Source organism: Mesorhizobium sp. M00.F.Ca.ET.216.01.1.1 (assembly GCF_004010325.2).
GTDB lineage: Bacteria > Pseudomonadota > Alphaproteobacteria > Rhizobiales > Rhizobiaceae > Mesorhizobium.
In genome coordinates this window covers 1-300 of sequence record NZ_SADR02000458.1, presented here as the reverse complement: position 1 = coordinate 300, position 300 = coordinate 1, and the positions used below count along the sequence as shown (strand labels likewise).

Here is a 300-nt window from a genome sequence, read left to right as displayed (position 1 = left end):
CTGTGCCGATGTTGAGCCCCCGATAGATGCCGTCGGAGACGCCGCCGATGCGGGTGAAATAGCCGTGGCGTATGCCTTGCGCCTTTTCAAGCAGCGGCGAGCGAACTGGATCGGGTCTGGTCTGATTCAGCATGGTTGGGTTTGTCGTCCGTGCAAGGCGGGTTCGTCAAGGCGAAGTTCGGGCGACAAGCAGGACCAGGGGCACGACCGGGAGGTGGGACCGCCCGCCAATCTCAGGGGGCTCGCGCCACCGGCATGATCTTCATCACCTTGAACAGCTCGCCCATCGCGTCGGGGCTG

Annotated in this window: 1 pseudogene; it reads right to left on the bottom strand. The window is 64.0% G+C overall.

What is annotated here, in order from left to right:
* Positions 1-133: pseudogene (locus EN859_RS40110) on the bottom strand (polyphenol oxidase); the annotation flags it as partial.
* Between the last annotated feature and the right edge of the window lie 167 nt (positions 134-300).